We start from the raw sequence: 13,999 nt of genomic DNA on the forward strand, positions 1-13,999 counted from the left end.
GTTCGGGTGCATTCTAGCGCTCAGGTGGCGCGGCGGCCTTCAGCAACTGCGCTGCGACCTGGTCGAACGGGGCGATGTCCTGCAGTGCGCGGCACATCGCCACGGCGCCTTCCACGCTGGCGATCACCAGGCTGGCCAACCCATCCGCCACAGCAGGTTGGTGGCCGTCGGCAATGAAGGCTGCGGCCAGATGCCCCTGCCAACGTGCGAACACTTCAGCAGCTGCTGCACGGGGCTGGCTCGGCACTGCCTCCACCGGCTCCTCCACGGCAGCGGCCAGTACCGGACAGCCCGCCCGGAACCCGGAGCGCAGCAGGCGCTCGCGCCACATTGCCAGGAACTGCTGCAGGCCCTGCACCGCCCCTCCCTTCAACAGCTCGACGAGAAGCGCCTCCACCTTGTCGCCAGCCATGTAGGTGGCGCGCGCCAGAAGCTCCTGCTTGCCGCCAGGAAAATGGTGGTAGGTGGAGCCCAACGGCGCCTCGGCCAGCTTGGTCACCTCACGGATGCTGGTGGCATTGAGGCCTACCCGCGCCAGCATCAGTGCTGCGGCATCAATCACCCGTTGCGGGGCATCAGAGGGTCGTGGACTCACGGCGATCGCCTTGCTAAGACAGTCGTCATAGATTAGCGTACCGGCCGTTCTATAACAGTCGTCATAGCCATGAATCTCTGGTTCCGCCTGCTCCATCTACTGCTTTGCAGCCTGTTCCGGCCCAAGCTGGAGGCCCCGTTCGGGGTCTCACGGCTGCAGTTCCGGGTACTGCCCAACGACCTGGACAGCAACCTGCACATGACCAACGGCCGCTACTGGAACATCTTCGATCTGGGCCGGCTGGACCTGATCCTGCGCATGGGCCTGGGCCGGGTGGCGCTGCGCGAGAAGTGGGCACCGATCGTCGGCGCTGGCACCATCCAGTTCCGCCGTGAACTGAAGCCGTTCCAGCGCTTCACCCTGGAAACACGCCTGGTCGGCTGGATCGGCTCGCGCGGCATCATGGAGCAGCGCGTGCTGATCGGGCCCGAGCAGAAGATCGCCACCCGTGCGCTGCTGGTCACCGGCATCTACGACCGTCGCGCGCGCCAGTTCCTGGGCATGCCGAAGATGATGGAAGCGATCGGTGTGGTTGCCCCGCCGTCGCCGCCGCTCAGTGCAGCCGCCGAGGCGCTGCTGGCGGCCGATGCGGCGTTGAAGCAGGACGACGCCTGAGGCACCTCAGCCTACCTTCGGCATGTTCTTGGTCACGCAATGGATGCCGCCACCGCCACCGGCGATCGCATCGATGTCCACCTGTTCGATCACACGACCGGGATACATGTCTTCCAGTAGTTCACGGCAGTAGCCATCGGCTGCGTCGTCACCGAACTGCGGCGCGACCACCGCGCCGTTGATCGGCAGGTAGTTGATGTAGCCCATCGCCAGATCATCGTTGTCGCGGGTATGCACGTTGTCGCGCCCGTCCAGCGGCGGCGGCAGCGTGTGCACCTGCAGACGACGGCCATCGGCATCGGTGGCGACGCGCAGAATCTCCAGGTGCTCGCGGGTCAGATCGTAGTCGTAGGACTGCGGATCGTCGTCCAGATTGGCGATCACCACGCCCGGACGCACGAAGCGCGCATAGAAATCCACGTGTGCGTCAGTGATGTCCTCGCCGGCGATGCCGGGCAGCCAGATCACCTTGCGCAGGCCGAGGTGGTGCATCAGCTCGGCCTCGATATCCGCGCGCGACCAGCCGGGATTGCGATTGCGGTTCACCCAGCAGCTTTCGGTGAGGATGGCCGTGCCATGGCCATCGACTTCGATGCCGCCACCCTCGCCCACCAGATCGCTTTCCAGCAGCGTGGCACCGGTCACCTGCGCCAGCCACGGTGCCACCGCACCATCGTTGCGCGCGCTCTGCTTGCCGCCCCAGCCATTGAAGTTGAAGTCGACCAGCCCCAGTCCGCCCTGGCCATCGGTGACGAAGCAACCGCCGTAATCGCGCACCCAGATGTCATCCAGCGGCACCTCGAGGAACTCGATGTTGTCGCGGCCGCAGCGGTCCTGCGCCTGCTTCCGCTGCGCCGGCCGGCACAGCACACTAACGGGCTGGTGGCGGGCGATGGTGCGGGCCAGGCGTGCCACGGCGGTGTTCACCGCATCGGCCTGCGCGCCCCACACCCGCGGTTGCGCGGCGAAGGCCAGGAAAACGCGTTCCTGCGGCCCGTGCTCGTCCGGCATGCGCCAGATACCCGCACCCGGCCCCGCTGCGGATACGCGCGTCGGCAGCCCCGCCAGCCCGAGGGCGGCCAGGCCGCCAAGGCCAGCGGCGCCCGCCAGCTGGGTGAGGAAGCGACGACGGCTGCTCATGACGGGCTCCAGGGCCGGTGTGGGATGGACCTATGCTGCGCTTGCGTATCGATAAGAACAAACGATAGATTCAGCCATCAATTGAACAGTTTTACTTATCTGAAATGCTGAAGCATTGGCCACCGCTGAACGCGCTGCGTGGTTTCGAGGCCGCCGCCCGCCTGGGTAGTTTCCACAGGGCGGCCGAGGAACTGCATCTGACCAGTCGGCCATCAGCCAGCAGATCCGGGGCCTGGAAGCCTCGCTGCAGCAGCCGTTGTTCTTCCGGCAGGGCCGCAGCGTCACCCTCACCGACGCCGGCATCGACCTGCTGGAAACCACCCAGTCCCTGCTGCGGCAGCTGGCCAGCGGCATCCGCCGGCTCGATCAGTACTGCAAGCCGAATCAACTGATCGTCAACACCAGTCCAGCCTTTGCCCGGCATTGGCTGGTGCCGCGCCTGGCCAGCTTCCACCGCCTGCATCCCGACGCCGACCTGTGGCTGCTGACCAGCGAGGAGGCACCGGATATGACCACGCAGACGCTGGACGTGGCGGTACGCGATGACCTCGACTCACAGGCGCAGTGCCAGCATCGCGTGCTGCTGCAGGATCGCCTCTTTCCGGCCTGCCATCCGGCCCTGCTCGCCACGCCTGTGCACGAACGCCTCACCCTGCATGGCGAGCGCGAAATGGACTGGAGCCAGTGGCAGGTGCAGGGGGGCGCCGATGTCGGCCAGCGCCGCGAGGGCATGAATTTCTCCGAGCCCGGGCAGCTGCTGGATGCCGCATGCCAAGGGCTGGGCATCGCGCTGGTCAGTGAGCTGCTGGCGGCACGCGCCTGCGAGCAAGGGCTGCTGCTGCCGTTGGATGAGGCGCGCGTGCGCGGCCCGCGCTGGAGCTGGCTGGTGCATGAGGACAGCGCAGCCGATCCGCTGGTGATCAGTTTCTGTGAGTGGCTGCTGGCAACAATGTCGCTCAAGTAGTACCCCGCCACCTGTAAGCACAGACTTCACGCGACTTTAGATTGCATCCTTCAGAACACGCTTCAATCTGCGCGAGTGCGATTCAACCGCTTTCCAATTCCAATCCCTCACGGGAGGAAGATCGATTCCACCGCGCTCTCTGGCGAAGGCGCCGCGTTCGGACATGCGATAGATACTTGCCAAGCTACTGGCGTCTTGATTCACCGGCAGAAAAACGTGTATTAGCCCCCATCCTGCAACGCTCGAGCGCATCTTCCCGCGATCTGGCCCCTTGGTCAGCTCAAATTCTCGGATGGTGACGTCACCGTCCATATCGGGATATCTCACTCCGACAAAAACCGCTCCTCCTTTTACCTGCCGGAGCAATTCCGCGTAGCTGCATAGATCCTCTGCGCTACCGAATCGCTGGAGGGTCTCGCCCGGTGTGGAGTAGATTTCGGTAACCAACGACGGTGCGCGCTTGAAAATTGCGCGCGCCACAATCTCTACTACCGTGAGCGAAACAGCACCCATCGTCCCTCCCGATCCAAATCAGCCATTCTGCAGCAAACAAGCGCCAGCCATTGCGGCGTATGCGTCAGTGTCTGACGTTCCAGCCTGACTATCGTGCTCCAGCATTCATGTCCTTGAGAGCTCGGCCAATCGCCGCCTCGGCCAACGGCGCCATCACCGCATAGCCCTTCGCCGTGGGATGCACGCCATCCTCGGCCAGCTGCGGATCGAGTCCTCCGGCGGCATTGGCCATCGGCGTGTAGTAGTCCAGATAGACCAGCTGCTGTGCATCGGCATGGCGCTTCAACGCCGTGTTCAGCGCACGCACCTTGGGCGCAGGCGCGATCCCGGGCATCCATGGGTAATCGCTGACCGGCAGCACCGATGCCAGCACCACGGCGATGCCATGTGCGCGGGCCAGGTCCACCATCGCGTGCAGGTTGTCTTCGATCATCGCCTGCGTGGATGGACCGGTGTTGCCTGCAATATCGTTGGTACCGGCCAGGATCACCACCACCTGTGGCTTCAGCGCCAGCACGTCTTGCGGGAAGCGCACCAGCATCTGTGCCGTGGTCTGGCCGCTGATACCGCGGTTGAGCCAGCCCTTGCCGGGGAAGAAAGCCGCGCTGCCTTCCCTGCCCCAGCCTTCGGTGATGGAGTCGCCGAAGAAGACCACGCGTGGCTGGCCCGGCGCCGCCGCGGGCAGTCGCGCGTTGGCATCACGATAGTGCTGCAGCTGCGGCCAATCAGCCAGGCGCTGCTGCATGAAACGAATCTCATCAGGGCGCAGCTGCTCTACGGGCTTGAGCAGCATCGGATTGACCGCGCCCGTTTCAGCAGCCGCGGTCGGAACGGTCAAGCCAATGCTGAAGGCGATGGCCAACGTTCCGGCAAGCACTACAGGAATACGCATGGAGACTCTCCCGGTTCACGGTGGCAGTCTAACGCCCCGCCCTGTGCTCAGCGTGCAGCCGTACGCGCCGCCACACCCGTGACTTTCGCCGGCATCCACATGCCCGGCGTCCAGCCGCTGGCAGCGAGGATCGCCTTCGGGTTGTCCTGCTGGATCAGCGCACGCACCGCATCACGCTTGTCCTTGGCCTGCAGGTAATAGGCCTTGGCGATGCGGTAGCCCACCCAGTACCCGAGGTCGTAAGGCTCCTGCGAGCCCGGCTTGTAGTTGTACAGCCATGGCGACAGATCGGTGCTGTCCAGATCCAGCGCGAACGCGCTTTCGATATGCACTTCCCGGCCACGGGTCCAGGCCGCGTGACGCCCATTGCCGACGTTGCCGGAAATCAGTTCGGCGATGAACTCGGCGATGCCCTCGCCCAGCGAAACACGCAGCACTGTCGCGCGCGGGTCACCCGGCTCGAAGTCGATCAGGCCGGTCTGCTGGATGTGCACGTATTCGTGTGCGATCACATGCACGAAGCGGTCCTGCACATTGGGATTCATGAAATCGGCTGCGCACAGCGCTTCCAGGCCGATGATCACCCCGCTTTTCGAGATCAGCCCGACCGGACGGCCACGGCCGACCGCGAGGGTCACCGGCGGGAACGCGGCCTGCGGATAGATCGCCTGCAGGTTGCCAAACACCTGCACCAGGCGCTGCTTGACCGCCGGCAGCTCCGCCAGGCAGCTGCGGCCCTGCGCATACACCCCGGGCTGGCTGGCAATGGCTTCGGCCATGCGTTCGGGCGTGACCCGGCGCGCCTTCGCCAGTTCACCCAGGCCCGGACTGCCTTCGACCAGGTAAGCGGCCAGCTGGGCAACGCTGGGCTTGCCACCGGTGCTGTCGTAGAGCGCGTAGAAGCGGCTGGCATCTGTGGTGACGATCTGCGGCCCCGGCGGGGTAGCCGCCGACGCCGCGCCGACCGCCCCGGCACAGGCCAGGGCAAGCAGGCAACGCGGGAAACTGGACATCGCTCCGTCCCTGGTGGAGTGCATGCGAGCGCGCAATCTATCACTCCGGCCCGGCCACCGCAGCGGGCACATGCAGGCCCTTCGGGGCTGTGCCAGACTCACTCAGGCACCTGCCATGGATGATGGAGCACCGCACGATGATGATCGTTCCCGCGTACTGGGCCGAAGCCCGCCTGCAGGCCCGTTTTCGTGGCCGGCCGGTGGTCGTGCGCCGCTTCGGCTGGTCCGACGAGGGCCCTGCAGAGGCGCAGGCGCATGCCGACCGCCGCGCCAACGAGGCACTCAACGCGATCCTCGCCGGCCAGGCGCTGCCGCGTCGAGAAATCCGCAGCAACTATGGCGTGGAGGGTGTGCCAATCCGCGAGCAGATCGTGCAGCGCGATGGCGATGTCATCATCACCCGCAACAGCTACGGCGCGTTGTGCCTCAACAGCCCCGACGTGCTGTTTGCCGACATCGATCATGCGCAGCCACCAGCCGGTTGCGTGATACCGGCGATCGTCGCTGCGGTCGTGCTGCTTGCCGGTGCAGTCATCGGCACCCTGCTCTGGCACTGGCTGCTGGGCCTGGTCCTGGGCGTGGCGGCAGTGCTGCTGGTCAACGCGGCAGTGCTGATGCGGCGGAAGCAACGCCTGGCCGCCGCCGGCGGCGTTGAAGGACTTGCGTTGAAGCGCGTGGAGGCCTTCAGCGCACAGCACCCCGATTGGCACCTGCGTGCCTACCGTACGCCGGCCGGGCTGCGCGTGCTGGCGATGCATGCCACGTTCTCACCCGAAGACACGCTGCCGCAGGATTTCTTCAAGGCGCTGGGTACCGATCCGCTATACGCGCGCATGTGCCGGTTGCAGCATTGCTTCCGTGCACGGCTGACACCGAAGCCGTGGCGCCTCGGTCTGCGTTATCGCATCCGGCCGCCGGTGGCCGCGTGGTCAGCCGAACAAGCCAACAACCCGGACCGGTTGGCCTGGATTGCCGACTATGAAAAGAAGAGTGCCGGCTTTGCTGCGTGCACCTACCTGCGCAGCTTCGGCGACACCGCCCGGGTGCATGCCAAGGCCGAGCATGTGCGTGACCTGCATGACCGGCTGTCACGCGCGCAGGACCGGTTACCGCTTGCCTGAGCGCAACGGGCGCGCTCAGTCCGCGCCCTGCACGAACGGCTGCCCTGCCAGGGTGGTGCCCAGGCGCACCGCGATCTGTTGACCGTCCTTTTTGAAGGTCGTCGTGCAGCGGGTTCCTCCCTTCTGGCATCCGACTTCCGGAAAGCCCTCGAGTGACTCAAGCGCGCCCTGAACCGGACTCGCCTGCCACCCTGCCGCATCCATCAGGCGCTTGGCCTTGGCGTAGGGCATGCCGGCGACGATGCCCAGCTGCGTCAGCTCTGTGGGCAACGCTTGAGAATAGGCCGTTGGGATCGAGGCCAACGACAGCACTGCAGCGAGGAAGATGGCTTTCATTGCACCGATCTGGAACGAGCACACAGCCTGAGCCTAGCCCATTTGCATGACGCAGGAATGTGCCGGTAACACGCCGTTACCGAGTCTCCACAGTTGAATGCAGAGCACCTCAATCCATTTACAGGCGAACGCCAGCCGAGCACGGGCTCGGCTCTACAGCATGCAGGAAGGCCGCCCTGAGGCGGCCTTCCCGTCCCCTTACTTGGCGTTCTTCACGTAGGTGTCAAACCAGTTCAACATTTCCGCCACCAGCTGCTCGTTCGATTCCAATGCGGTGTACCAGTGCGGTTCGTTCGGCAGCATCACCAGGCGGGTGGTACCACCGTTGCCACGGATCGCCTGGTACAGCTTGCGCGACTGGAACGGCTCGGTGCCCGGGTTGGCGTCGTCCTCGCCGTGGACCAGCAGCAGCGGCAGCTTGATCTTGTCGGCATAGAAGAACGGCGAGGCCTTCAGGTACACGTCCTGCGCCTGCCAGACCGAGCGGCGTTCGTTCTGGAAGCCGAACGGGGTGAAGGTCTTGTTGTACGAACCGCTGGTCGCCACACCGGCCTTGAACAGCTTGGTGTGCGCGATCAGGTTGGCGGTCATCAGGCCGCCGTGGCTGTGACCAGTCACGCCGATGCGGTTGCGGTCGACCACGCCCATGTCCACGGCCTTGTCCACCGCCGCCTTGGCGTCGGCTTCCAGCTGCTCCAGGTAGGTGTCGTAGGCGTTCTTCGGGTCACCCACGATCGGGAACGAGGCGTTGTCGATGATCGCGTAGCCGGCCAGCAGCATCAGGCGGTACGGCTGCAGGCGGGTGAAGGTCTGCTGCGAACCGGACACCTGGCCGGCCTGCGCGGCGTTGGCGAAGTCGGCCGGGTACGCATACAGGATCGCCGGCACGCGCTGGCCTTCCTTGTAGCCCGGCGGCGTGTACAGGGTGAACGACAGGTCGACGCCGTCGGCACGCTTGTAGGTCACCAGCTGCTTCTTGATCTGGCGCACCTCCGGGGTCGGGTCGACCAGCTTGGTCAGCGCGGTCGCGGTGGACGCGAACTGCGCCTCGCCGGTCTTCGCATCAGCCACTGCCTCACCCTGCTGGCGGATGAAGGCGTTCGGAGGATCGATCACCGACTGGTGCCAGGTCAGGTAGCGCCCCGGCGTGTTGCTGAAACCGAGGAACTGTTCGTAGGCATCGGCACTGCTGCGGAACAGGCGCTCGCTCTTCAGCGTGCCCAGGTCCAGGCGGTCCAGGAACGGACGGTCGCCCTGCGGCGACGCGCCACGGCCGCTGAGGAACACATGGTTGCCCTCACGGCGCACGACCTGCGCGCCATTCGGCAGGCGGGTGAAGACCAGGTTGCCGGGATTGCCGTACAGCTCATCGCTGGACATGTCCCACAGCAGGCGGCCTTCCTTCTTCGGCTGGTCCACATCGACGATGCGGGTCTGCATCCAGTGGCGGTTCTCGTCGTTCTCGAACTGGAACGCCACGGCCGGATCGGCAGTCCATGCGAAGCCCTCAAATCGCTGCGCGGTACGGGTGATTTCGGTCGGCTTGCCGTTGAACGGGGCCTTCAGCATCAGCACGCGGTCGCGGTGCGGCACGTTGACCTTCCAGTTGCCCTTGTCCAGCGCTTCGGCATAGACCAGGGTGGCCGGATCGGTGGCACGCCAGTCGAAACCGCGCGGGCCCTCCGGTACGCCGTGCACCGGCACGCGGTCGGCCAGCGGCAGGCTGGCAATCGGCGTGGATTTGCCGCTGGCGATATCCAGCACGGCCACGTCGTTGGCGAAACGCTGGTAGGTCACCGCATGCGAATACGGTGCCTTGATCGATTCGGTCAGCACGTGCACGCCATCGGGCGCGGCGCTGACTTCGTTGAACAGCGCCGGTTGCCCGACCGGGCGCACGCTGTTGGCGACGGTATCGACCACGGCCAGCTGCGAGGCGCCGTAATAAGCGAACAGCTTCTCGTCATGGACGCTGGTCAGCGTGTCGCGGGCTTCGTAGGTGCTGCTTTCGCCGCTGCTGCCCAGCGACTCCTGCGCGTCCGGACCGGTCGGCACGCCGCCATTGGACGGCGCCGGGCCCTGGTTGGCCGGCACCAGCTTCACCAGCAGGTTCTGGCTGCCGCCCAGCCACTGCACGGTATAGCCGAAAATCGGGTTCAGCTGCACGTTCGGCACCTGCTTCACCTGGCCGGTGGCCGCATCGCCCACCCACAGCTGCACGCTGGTATCGACCGCATTCTGGAAGGCGAAGTGGCTGCCATCGGCCGACCACAACGCGCCGGTGGCGCAGCCCTGCGGCAGGTTGACCTTGGTCTCCTTGCCGCTGCCGATGTCGACCAGGGTGAAGTCGGCCACGCAGGCCGGAATGCCGTAGCCACCGGGGGTGTCATGGCGACTGCGGTTCTTCGGCTCCAGGCGCACGCCGGCCAGCTTCAGATACGGCTGGGCGACACGGCTGATCGAAGGGTAGGTCTGCGCGGTGGTCAGCAGCAGGCGCTGGCCGCCCGGGGCCACGTTCGGCGCCGGCGGCGGCGGTGCCTTCAACACCTTGAGCAGGTGTTCCGGCGGCTTCGCGTAATCGGCAAGCGCCGGGCCAGCGGCCAGCAGGCCGACGGTGGCAACGGCAACGGCCGCCGCCAGAGAGGTTCGACGGATGAGCATCCTTATCCCCTGGGTGTGAATGGGTACCCGGAATCGGGCATGAACCCGAATCTAGCACCGCAGGGGTTGTCGTGAATGGGCCGGAAGGGCTAGTGGCCGGATGGGGCAAAGTGCAGCCCCGGCAGGTGCCGCGGAACTGCCGGCACCTGCCGGGCGTGGCCTGGCACTACTGCTGCGCGTGCAGGTCCCAGGTGGCCAGGTAATCGGGATCGACCACGATCATGCCGCTGGTGCGCATGCGGTATTCCCCAGGCTCGGCTGGCTGGTACTGGTCCAGCATCGGCGGCAGGTAGCGCTCGTGGCCATCATTCTCGTCGGCCAGCACCACGCCCTCGTCGGCGCTGATGCGCAACACCGTGCCGGCGTACTGCTCCAGCCCCTTCACCTGGCCGTCGCCACCATAGCGGGTGACCCCGACCAGTACGACCTTGCCGATCATTTCTTCCGCCTTGGCATCGTCCAAGGCCGGCAGAATGGGAGTGAATTCGTCGCTCATCGGTGCACCTCCGTAGCCTGCAGGACATCGTGGATGAGGTTTCCGCTTCGCAGTGCGCGTCGCTGGCAGCCGAGCAGGTACCCAGCCTGGAGCCTCTGCATCGAGAGTGCCAGTACGCCCATGAACCCAAGGGTTCCTGGAGCACGATGCTGCCATCGCAGGCAGAAGGGACAGGTGAAGGCCGAAATCGGTCCCCGCCGATCAGAGGGTTGCACCTGCACCCACGCTAGAATGCACGCATGCGCACCGTACATGCCCTCCGCTACATCACGCCCTTGCGGGAAGGTGGCTCCCTGCCGGCCGTGGTCGAGACCGACGACGACGGCATGGCCGTGCTGAAGTTTCGTGGCGCCGGCCAGGGCCCGAAAGCGTTGATCGCCGAGCTGATCGCCGGCGAGATGGCACGCACGCTGGGCCTGCCGATTCCGGAAATCCTGTTCGTCGAGCTGGACCGCGAGTTCGCCCGCACTGAGCCCGACCCGGAGATCCAGGAGCTGATCCGCGCCAGCGAGGGCCTGAATCTGGGCCTGGACTATTTGCCCGGCGCGATCAATTACGATCCGGCGGCAATGCCGGTGGATCCAGACCTCGCCTCGCGCATCGTCTGGTTCGATGCGTTCACCAGCAACGTCGATCGCACCACGCGCAATCCCAACCTGATGGTGTGGCATCGAAAGCTGTACCTGATCGATCACGGTGCGGCCATGTACTTCCATCACGACTGGGCCAACGCCGGCGATGCCTGCGAAAAGCCGTTCGTGCTGATCCGCGACCACGTGCTGCTGTCGTTCGCCAGCCGCGTCGCCGAGGTGGATGCCGAACTGGCCGCGCGCCTGACCGATGCCGAGATCGAGCGCATCGTCGGCCTGGTGCCGGACAGCTGGCTGGTCAACGAGCCGGCATTCGAAAGCCCGCAGGCCTATCGCCAAGGCTACATCGACTATCTCAAGCATCGCCTGAAAGTGCGTGCGGTGTTCGTGCAGGAGGCCATCCGTGCCCACGCTGCACACGTATGACTATGCGGTCATCCGCGTGGTACCGCGGGTGGAACGCGAGGAGTTCATCAACGTCGGGGTGATCGTCTCCTGTCCTGGTGCGCGTCATCTGGAGGCGGCCATCGAGATCGATCCTGCGCGCCTGCGCGCCTTCGCGCCGGCGCTGGACCAGGAGGCGCTGCAGCCGTGGCTGGATGCGATCGTGGCGATCTGCCGCGGCGACGCCAGCGCCGGGCCGATCGCACAGCTGCCCGCGCGTGCACGGTTCCACTTCCTCACCGCCAAGCGCAGCTCGATCGTGCAGATGTCGAGCACGCATGTGGGTCGTACCGCCGATCCGGCCGGTGTGGTGGAGCATCTGATGACGAAGATGGTGCGGGTGCCGGCAGCGACCGGGTGACGTCGATTGGGTGACGTCGACTGGGTAGAGTCGACTGTTAGTCGACTGCCGTTCGCGGAAAGATCGAAACGCCCGCGCTTCGCGCGATAGTCGACCAACGGTCGACTCTACACGTATCGCCCCGCGCTCACTGCAACGGCAACCGCCGCGCGATGTAATTGACCACGTTGCCAATTCCGTCCGGATCAACATTGGCCAAGCCAACGATCACATACCCCTGCGCAGGCATCACCACGATGGCACTGTTCGACCCCGGCGCACCGCCCTCGTGGCCGTACTGGTGTTCCCTGCCCTCGCCTTGCACCACGAAGCCAAAGCCATACCATCGCTTGTGATTCTGTGCCGTGGTGGCCTGCTGCAGCACTGCCGGCGAGACCAGCTTTCCGCCGCGCAACGCCTCGGCAAACCTCAGCATGTCGGTGGCCGTGCTGTAGCCGCCTCCGGCAGACATGCCGCGCCAGGGCAGCGACTTCGTTTCACGCGTCCATTGCCCGTTCGTCTTCGTGTAGGCAACGGCACGCTGTGGCACCTTCACCGTTTCCGGTTCGAAGCCGGTGCCGGTCATGCCAGCCGGTCGCAGGATGTGGTCGTCCACGTAGGCGTAGTACGACTGCCCTGAAACGGCCTCGATGATGCGCCCAAGCACGATGAAACCGTAGTTGGAGTAGCTGTCCTGGCTACCGGGCGCGAACTGCGGTGCATCCTTGGCGAAGCGCTGCACGTAGTCATCCAGCGTCTTCAGCGAGGCCGAATACTGATCGAAATCATCGCCGAAAAAATCGCCAAGGCCACTGGTGTGGGTCAACAACTGGCGAACCGTCACCACATTGGCGACAGCCTTGTTCGGGTAGTCGGGCAGGTGCTTGCCGATCGTATCGTCCAGCCCCAGCCTGCCGGCCTGCACCAGCTGCAGGATGGCCACCGAGGTGAACATCTTGTTGGACGAGGCCAACCGGAAGCGTGTATCCGCCCGCACCGGAATGCCGCCTTCGCGATCCGCCTCGCCGCCCCACCAATCCAGCAGCACCTGGCCGTTGCGCGCCACCAGCAGCGCTCCCGACAGCGCGTCCTGTGTACGCAGCGCGTCCAGCTTCGTCCTGGCGTCAGCCATCAGGGCCGGCAACGCAACACGCTCCGGCTTGTACTTGTCCGGTGTTTCGGTGCCTTCGATGTGGAACAGCTTCAAGTGCGCTGGGTGGTCCGGGTCCATCTCCGCCGTCACCCACATCGCACGCTCGTTCAGCTGGCCCATCACCAGCAGCTTCGCTTGACCAGGCGTGCCCTCGCGCGTTTCCAGCACGCGCATCGGGCCGGTACTCTCGCGGAACTCAAGATAGTCCTTGGGAGCACTGCCTTCCTTCTTCGCATACCTGTCGGCGAAGGCCTGCAACGCATCGAGGCTGCCTGCGTTGAAGGCCGCAAGCCAGTCATCGATGGCGTCCTGCGCATGCGGATGTGCAGGCTCGGAGGTGGTTGCGCCAATCGCAGGAGAAACCGGCACGGCCGTCAGAAGCGGACAGGCCAGCGCAGCGCACAGCAGCAGACGTCCAACAGCCTTCATCGCAGTTCCTTTGCAGGGATCCCTGCACGCATCCTAGAGCAAGCATGCGCCTGCCGCATCCACGCTACGGGCTCTGCCGCGTCACCTCCACGGTGACGTTGAATGCTTCGATGCGGCGCCAATCGCTGCGCGGATGCGGCAGCGATTCCACCCCCATCCCGATCTGGTACCTCACCGTGCCTGCACCTTCGCGCCAGCTGTAGGGCCCGCCACTGCTCCAGCCACAGCAGGTGTAACGTAACTTCGGCATTCCGAACGTCGTGTGCAGATACGCTTCGACCTGCTCGGCGCGTGCGCCGGCGACGCGGTAGTGGGCTTGCATGGGCTTGATATAGGACACGTCGTCCTGGGTGCAGCCCACATATTCCAGCCCTGCCGGCTTCCGCCCCATTGCCTGCAGGAAATCCTGGCAGGGGGTGTCTGGTCGCGCCAGGCCGTCGGCACGACCCTGCAGCTCCCAGTCGGCCAGCGCCTGCGCAGGAGCGCGGTCGCCGGACAACGACGCCAGCAGCAGAACGTAGAGGGCAGGATGGAACATCGGATTAGACATCACGGGGCGATCCTTCGCAGAGAGTCGCCGGAATGCTAACCGATGTCTGCGCTATCGCCGCGCCATGCTCTCTTCGCTGAAGCGTCACAACGTGGTGGTGACGGTGTAGCCCCTCGGTAGACCGGCAAGGTAGAGTCGACTGTTAGT

15 protein-coding genes and 1 pseudogene are annotated in these 13,999 nt (G+C 65.3%); 6 read left to right on the plus strand and 10 right to left on the minus strand.

Going from position 1 to position 13,999, the window contains the following annotated elements; translation table 11 throughout:
• Positions 1-13 precede the first annotated feature (13 nt).
• The gene (locus tag ACTXG9_RS08215; protein WP_206621508.1) at positions 14-595 is read right to left on the minus strand and encodes a TetR/AcrR family transcriptional regulator; all 582 of its coding nucleotides are present in this window, start codon (positions 593-595) and stop codon (positions 14-16) included.
• 69 nt (positions 596-664) lie between these two features.
• Here ACTXG9_RS08215 and ACTXG9_RS08220 point away from each other — a divergent pair, with 69 nt between their 5' ends.
• On the plus strand, positions 665-1,210 hold the full coding sequence (locus tag ACTXG9_RS08220; RefSeq protein ID WP_005410204.1) for a thioesterase family protein: 546 nt from the start codon (positions 665-667) through the stop codon (positions 1,208-1,210).
• A gap of 6 nt (positions 1,211-1,216) precedes the next feature.
• Here the strand turns inward: ACTXG9_RS08220 and ACTXG9_RS08225 are convergent, their stop codons facing one another.
• On the minus strand, positions 1,217-2,350 hold the full coding sequence (locus ACTXG9_RS08225) for an agmatine deiminase family protein (protein ID WP_206621509.1): 1,134 nt from the start codon (positions 2,348-2,350) through the stop codon (positions 1,217-1,219).
• 104 nt (positions 2,351-2,454) lie between these two features.
• Between ACTXG9_RS08225 and ACTXG9_RS08230 the strand changes: the two are divergent.
• Positions 2,455-2,591, plus strand: a pseudogene (locus ACTXG9_RS08230) (LysR family transcriptional regulator); the annotation flags it as partial.
• Between the two features lie 15 nt (positions 2,592-2,606).
• Positions 2,607-3,314 carry a LysR substrate-binding domain-containing protein gene (locus ACTXG9_RS08235; protein ID WP_456115683.1) on the plus strand — a complete coding sequence of 236 codons (708 nt, stop codon included), beginning with the start codon at positions 2,607-2,609 and terminating at the stop codon, positions 3,312-3,314.
• Between the two features lie 36 nt (positions 3,315-3,350).
• Here ACTXG9_RS08235 and ACTXG9_RS08240 read toward each other — a convergent pair whose 3' ends face one another.
• From ACTXG9_RS08240 to ACTXG9_RS08250, 3 genes are all read right to left on the minus strand, one after another.
• Positions 3,351-3,827, minus strand: a complete 477-nt coding sequence (locus ACTXG9_RS08240) for a hypothetical protein (RefSeq protein ID WP_146256794.1) — start codon at positions 3,825-3,827, stop codon at positions 3,351-3,353.
• A gap of 88 nt (positions 3,828-3,915) precedes the next feature.
• The gene (locus tag ACTXG9_RS08245; RefSeq protein ID WP_456115656.1) at positions 3,916-4,719 is read right to left on the minus strand and encodes an SGNH/GDSL hydrolase family protein; all 804 of its coding nucleotides are present in this window, start codon (positions 4,717-4,719) and stop codon (positions 3,916-3,918) included.
• A 47-nt stretch (positions 4,720-4,766) separates the two neighbouring features.
• Positions 4,767-5,732, minus strand: coding sequence for a DUF2268 domain-containing putative Zn-dependent protease (locus ACTXG9_RS08250; protein WP_456115655.1), 966 nt, complete (start codon positions 5,730-5,732; stop codon positions 4,767-4,769).
• A 137-nt stretch (positions 5,733-5,869) separates the two neighbouring features.
• On the opposite strand from ACTXG9_RS08250, the gene ACTXG9_RS08255 reads away from it, so the two are divergent.
• Positions 5,870-6,853 (plus strand): hypothetical protein, encoded by a 984-nt coding sequence (locus ACTXG9_RS08255; RefSeq protein ID WP_164282788.1) that lies wholly within the window; start codon positions 5,870-5,872, stop codon positions 6,851-6,853.
• 15 nt (positions 6,854-6,868) lie between these two features.
• Here ACTXG9_RS08255 and ACTXG9_RS08260 read toward each other — a convergent pair whose 3' ends face one another.
• The 3 genes from ACTXG9_RS08260 to ACTXG9_RS08270 all read right to left on the minus strand — a co-directional run bounded on the left by ACTXG9_RS08260 (position 6,869) and on the right by ACTXG9_RS08270 (position 10,346).
• Entirely contained in the window at positions 6,869-7,189 is a 321-nt protein-coding gene (locus tag ACTXG9_RS08260) for a hypothetical protein (protein WP_448141207.1), read from the minus strand.
• A 198-nt stretch (positions 7,190-7,387) separates the two neighbouring features.
• Positions 7,388-9,850: a S9 family peptidase gene (locus ACTXG9_RS08265; RefSeq protein WP_456115654.1), complete on the minus strand. Its 2,463-nt coding sequence runs from the start codon at positions 9,848-9,850 to the stop codon at positions 7,388-7,390.
• Between the two features lie 166 nt (positions 9,851-10,016).
• Entirely contained in the window at positions 10,017-10,346 is a 330-nt protein-coding gene (locus ACTXG9_RS08270; RefSeq protein ID WP_021202747.1) for a hypothetical protein, read from the minus strand.
• A 239-nt stretch (positions 10,347-10,585) separates the two neighbouring features.
• Between ACTXG9_RS08270 and ACTXG9_RS08275 the strand changes: the two genes are divergently transcribed.
• Together ACTXG9_RS08275 and ACTXG9_RS08280 are read left to right on the plus strand one after the other, a co-directional pair.
• A complete protein-coding gene (locus ACTXG9_RS08275; RefSeq protein ID WP_155029802.1) occupies positions 10,586-11,362 on the plus strand; it encodes a HipA family kinase in 777 nt (258 codons plus the stop codon).
• On the plus strand, positions 11,340-11,741 hold the full coding sequence (locus ACTXG9_RS08280) for a DUF3037 domain-containing protein (RefSeq protein ID WP_021202745.1): 402 nt from the start codon (positions 11,340-11,342) through the stop codon (positions 11,739-11,741). The genes ACTXG9_RS08275 and ACTXG9_RS08280 overlap by 23 nt, the downstream gene beginning before the upstream one ends.
• A gap of 127 nt (positions 11,742-11,868) precedes the next feature.
• Here ACTXG9_RS08280 and ACTXG9_RS08285 read toward each other — a convergent pair whose 3' ends face one another.
• Positions 11,869-13,302: a serine hydrolase domain-containing protein gene (locus ACTXG9_RS08285; protein ID WP_207049182.1), complete on the minus strand. Its 1,434-nt coding sequence runs from the start codon at positions 13,300-13,302 to the stop codon at positions 11,869-11,871.
• A 64-nt stretch (positions 13,303-13,366) separates the two neighbouring features.
• Positions 13,367-13,852: a DUF4952 domain-containing protein gene (locus ACTXG9_RS08290; RefSeq protein ID WP_188250490.1), complete on the minus strand. Its 486-nt coding sequence runs from the start codon at positions 13,850-13,852 to the stop codon at positions 13,367-13,369.
• Positions 13,853-13,999 lie beyond the last annotated feature (147 nt).

Source organism: Stenotrophomonas maltophilia group sp. LNF247, assembly GCF_054083135.1.

Bases quoted from the DNA above. Each gene is read 5' to 3' on its own strand.
- ACTXG9_RS08220 (WP_005410204.1), top strand. From the start codon at position 665: ATGAATCTCTGGTTCCGCCTGCTCCATCTACTGCTTTGCAGCCTGTTC.
- ACTXG9_RS08225 (WP_206621509.1), bottom strand. From the start codon at position 2,350: ATGAGCAGCCGTCGTCGCTTCCTCACCCAGCTGGCGGGCGCCGCTGGC.
- ACTXG9_RS08240 (WP_146256794.1), bottom strand. From the start codon at position 3,827: ATGGGTGCTGTTTCGCTCACGGTAGTAGAGATTGTGGCGCGCGCAATT.
- ACTXG9_RS08245 (WP_456115656.1), bottom strand. From the start codon at position 4,719: ATGCGTATTCCTGTAGTGCTTGCCGGAACGTTGGCCATCGCCTTCAGC.
- ACTXG9_RS08250 (WP_456115655.1), bottom strand. From the start codon at position 5,732: ATGTCCAGTTTCCCGCGTTGCCTGCTTGCCCTGGCCTGTGCCGGGGCG.
- ACTXG9_RS08255 (WP_164282788.1), top strand. From the start codon at position 5,870: ATGATGATCGTTCCCGCGTACTGGGCCGAAGCCCGCCTGCAGGCCCGT.
- ACTXG9_RS08260 (WP_448141207.1), bottom strand. From the start codon at position 7,189: ATGAAAGCCATCTTCCTCGCTGCAGTGCTGTCGTTGGCCTCGATCCCA.
- ACTXG9_RS08265 (WP_456115654.1), bottom strand. From the start codon at position 9,850: ATGCTCATCCGTCGAACCTCTCTGGCGGCGGCCGTTGCCGTTGCCACC.
- ACTXG9_RS08270 (WP_021202747.1), bottom strand. From the start codon at position 10,346: ATGAGCGACGAATTCACTCCCATTCTGCCGGCCTTGGACGATGCCAAG.
- ACTXG9_RS08275 (WP_155029802.1), top strand. From the start codon at position 10,586: ATGCGCACCGTACATGCCCTCCGCTACATCACGCCCTTGCGGGAAGGT.
- ACTXG9_RS08285 (WP_207049182.1), bottom strand. From the start codon at position 13,302: ATGAAGGCTGTTGGACGTCTGCTGCTGTGCGCTGCGCTGGCCTGTCCG.
- ACTXG9_RS08290 (WP_188250490.1), bottom strand. From the start codon at position 13,852: ATGTCTAATCCGATGTTCCATCCTGCCCTCTACGTTCTGCTGCTGGCG.